This is a genomic window from Streptomyces sp. Ru73 (assembly GCF_002920575.1).
In the GTDB taxonomy this organism is placed as follows: Bacteria; Actinomycetota; Actinomycetes; order Streptomycetales; family Streptomycetaceae; genus Streptomyces.
Genome location: NZ_PQSQ01000193.1, coordinates 1 through 3,800, shown reverse-complemented (window position 1 = coordinate 3,800; position 3,800 = coordinate 1). Strand labels below are relative to the sequence as shown.

Annotated in this window: 1 protein-coding gene and 2 pseudogenes; 1 reads left to right on the top strand and 2 read right to left on the bottom strand. The window is 73.1% G+C overall.

Features of this window, described 5'->3' with window-relative positions:
* Positions 1-162 precede the first annotated feature (162 nt).
* Both C3486_RS36335 and C3486_RS36330 read right to left on the bottom strand, forming a co-directional pair.
* Complete coding sequence (locus C3486_RS36335; RefSeq protein ID WP_258053210.1) at positions 163-1,140, bottom strand: L-threonylcarbamoyladenylate synthase; 978 nt, start codon at positions 1,138-1,140, stop codon at positions 163-165.
* Between the two features lie 999 nt (positions 1,141-2,139).
* Positions 2,140-2,397 (bottom strand): annotated as a pseudogene (locus C3486_RS36330) (helix-turn-helix domain-containing protein); the annotation flags it as partial.
* 139 nt (positions 2,398-2,536) lie between these two features.
* On the opposite strand from C3486_RS36330, the pseudogene C3486_RS36325 reads away from it, so the two are divergent.
* Positions 2,537-3,525: pseudogene (locus C3486_RS36325) on the top strand (alpha/beta fold hydrolase).
* The last annotated feature ends 275 nt before the right edge of the window (positions 3,526-3,800 follow it).

The following is a 3,800-nucleotide window of genomic DNA, read 5'->3' as shown; positions in this document are numbered from 1 at the left end:
CCCCCCATCCATGCGCCCCTCCACGCGCTCTACCTCCCCCACACCACCTGCCCCAGCCGCACCACCTTCCTCACCCACGTGAGGCTGTGAGCACGAACCACCACCCGACACGCGAGGGACCCCGGCCCACCATCTCGTGCCTGGTACGGCACCCGGTACGGGCTACGCGGTGGCCGGGCGGGGGCCTGCGGCGCGGCGGAGCCGGTTGGCGATCGCCAGCCCCAGCCCCTGCTCCGCCGGCAGGGAGGCGAGGATGAGATCGCAGCCCTGCTGGTCGAGTTCGCGCAGGTAGCCGTACAGGCCGCGTGCGTAGGCGTCCAGCGAATCGGGGAGCGTCACCACGGCGTGCGCCTTCACCGCGGCGTCGGACAGGGCGGCGGGCAGAAGGACGCCCACCCGGTGCCCCAGCTCCTGCGCCAGTTCCGCTTCGGCGACGACCTTCTCCGGCTCGACCAGGACGACCCGCGCACGCGGCGCGTAGTGCGAGGGGTGCTGGCCCGGCACCCGGACCCGGCTGGTCGTGGGGACCGCGAGCGGGCACCCCAGTACCGCTTCGAGGTCCTCGCGCGTCACCCCGCCGGGCCGCAGGATGCTCGGCACCTCCCCCGTGGCGTCGACGATGGTCGACTCCACCCCGACCTCACACGGGCCGCCGTCCAGCACGAAGTCGACGGCCTCACCCAGCTCGGCACGGACATGGTCCGCGGTGGTGGGGCTGACCGAGCCGAAGCGGTTGGCCGACGGGGCCGTGACGCCACCGCCGAAGGCCGACAGCAGCGCGAGCGCGACGGGGTGGTCGGGCACGCGCACCGCCACCGTCTCCAGGCCACCGGTCGCCTCCAGCGGCACCCGGGGACCGCGCCGCAGTACCAGCGTGAGCGGTCCCGGCCAGAAGCGTTCGGCCAGCAGGCGCGCCGTCGCCGGCACGTCCTGGACCCAGTCGTCCAGCTGCTCCGCGCCGCCAATGTGGACGATCAACGGGTGGGAGGGCGGACGCCCCTTGGCCTGGAAGATACGCGCCACGGCGGCGGAGTCCTCGGCGTTGGCGCCCAGTCCGTAGACCGTCTCGGTGGGCAGGGCCACCAGACCGCCGGCGCGCAGCACACCAGCCGCCTTCTCGATGTCACCGGTTCTTGCCATCACCCTCACCATCCTAAAACCGTCACGGACCGGCGACCGCCATGATCAACCTCAGCTGACACGGCGCACACCCTCATCACGGGTACGGAAAGCCAGCGGGCACGAACACACCGACCCGGGGAACGAGCACGAGCGACCAGAGGGCACGAACGCCGACCCGGGAAACGAGCGCGAGCGGCCCACCGATAACCGGTCCGCGCCACGGAGACCATCACCAGCGCCCCACCGATGACCGGGACCGCACCACGGACCGGCGGGAGCGACGCGCCGATGACCGGGGCCGCGCCGCGGACCGGCGGGACCAGCGCGCCGACGAGCGGAAGGCTTAGGCCGACAAGCGGACGGACCGGCTGGACAAGCGGGAGGGTCGGCTCGACGAGCGGGAGCGCCGGCTCGACGCGGCAACACGTCGGCAAGCGGCGCGAACCGCCGCGACCGGCAGCGAAGAGCCGAACGGGTGCAGCGGTCACCGGCCACGCTGGACACCGCCCCGGCCCAGCCCGGCAGGGCCGAGGAACAACTGCTGCACGACGATGCGAGCACGCCCCGGAAACAGCAGGCGACCGACCGGAAGACAGCGGCAACCGAACAACTGACCACGCGGGGTGCCAGGAGGCCACCGGACCCGGACCCGGAGCCGAACCCGGACAAGCGGACGGCCAAGCTGCTGCGCGCGGATCGCAGCGCTGACCCGCGCCGCCCAGGAGGGCGGTCCCGTCTCCCAGCGGGGTGTGGGGGCTCCACGGCCGATCTCGTCGTCCCTCTCGTCCGGCGAACGAGTCCGCGCGGCGATGGTCGCGTTGGAGGCGCGTGGCGGTCTGGGGCTCAGCAGTTGTCACCGGCGGAGCCGGATGACGCGGCGCATGAGGCCGAACGAAGCAGCGTGGTCGTCTTCCCACAAGGTGCGCAGCGTGTCTCAGCTGCTCACTCGGCAGCCTGTCTGTCACCGGTCCCGCGCGCAGCGGCCGGAGGGGTGCGCAGCCGTTGGCGCTCGCCCTGCGCCGCAGCGCGCGGCTTGGCCGCGGGGGCGGGGGCCGTGCCGGCCAGCTCGTCCAGGGAGATGCCGTACTCCTTCGACAGCTGCAGCAGCACCTCCAGGGTCGGCTTGCGCCGGCCGGTCTCCATCCGGGACAGCGTGCTGGCCGAGATGCCGGTCGCGCAGCTGACACCGGCGAGGGTCGCGCCGTGGCGTTCGCGCGCGGCCCGCAACCGGGGCCCCATCCCGGCCAGCGTGCCGTCCACGTCGTCGACTGCCACCTGCTCACGCTCCCTCTTGCCGTGCCGCCCACCGCCCTGTCCTGCAAGGTTGCCAGGATGGCAAGGCTGATCGCGCCGGGCGGGTGCCGCGCCGCATGATCGATGGGTAGCCGCGTCGCCACGAACCGAGGAGAAGCCCATGCAGCCCGAACCGACGCCGAGCTCCGCCATCGCACTGTCCGAGCCCCGTCCGGGCGTCTGCACCTGGTCGAGCAGGGCACCGGCCCGTTGGTCCTGCTCGTGCACGGCTTCCCCGAGTTCTGGTACTCCTGGCGCCGCCGGCTCCCGGCCCTCGCTGCGGCCGGTCACCGAGCGGTGGCGATCGACGTGCGTGGTTACGGCCGCTCCGCCAAGCCCGAGGCGACCGATGCCTACCGGATGCTCGACCTGGTGGAGCACAACGTCACCGTCGTGCGCGCCCTCGGCGAGGAGAACGCGGTGGTCGTCGGCCACGACTGGGGCTCGAACATCGCCGCCGTCTCCGCCCTGCTCCACCCCGAGGTCTTCCGCGCCGTCGGTCTGCTGAGCGTCCCCTACGCGCCGCCCGGAGGCCCCCGGCCCACCGACGTCTTCGGCCAGATCGGCGGCCCCGAGCAGGAGTTCTACGTCTCCTACTTCCAGGAGCCCGGCCGCGCCGAGGCGGAGATCGAGCCCGACGTCCGGGGCTGGCTCGCGGGCTTCTACGCGGCCCTGTCCGCCGACACCATGCCCGCCGGCGGCGAGCCCGACCCGCACTTCGTCACCCGCGGCGGCGGCCGGCTGCGCGACCGCTTCCCCACGGGGGGCCTCCCGGCCTGGCTGAGCGAGGATGGTCTCGACGTCTACGCCACGGAGTTCGAGCGCACAGGGATCACCGGCGCACTCAACCGCTACCGCAACATGGACCGGGACTGGGAAGACCTTGCCCCGCACCGCGGAGCCCCGATCAAGCAGCCGTCCCTGTTCGTCGGCGGCGCCCTGGACGCCTCCACCACCTGGATGTCCGACGCCATCGACGCCTACCCCACCACCCTCCCCGGCCTGTCGGCCTCCCACCTCCTGGACGGCTGCGGCCACTGGATCCAGCAGGAACGCCCCGACGAGGTCAACCGCCTCCTGACCGACTGGCTCGCCACCCTCCACGGCTGAACCAGGCAGTCCAGGGGCGGCAGTCCGCGCATTGGCGCGGTGCCCGAGGCGGCAGCGGCGGGGGCGCCGCCGGAGGCGTGAGGTACGGAGTGCGGGTGGTGGCACGGGCAGCACGGCGCTCGGCGGCCTCCGGCCGGACCGCCCGCAAAACGCCTGCCGTTCGGGCGTCAGCCCACCACCTTGCGGGAACCTCACCCAACCTGCACAGCACGCCGGTCACGCAACAACGTCAGCCCCAGGCAACGTCACACTTCAAAGGACGGTGGCGTCGAATT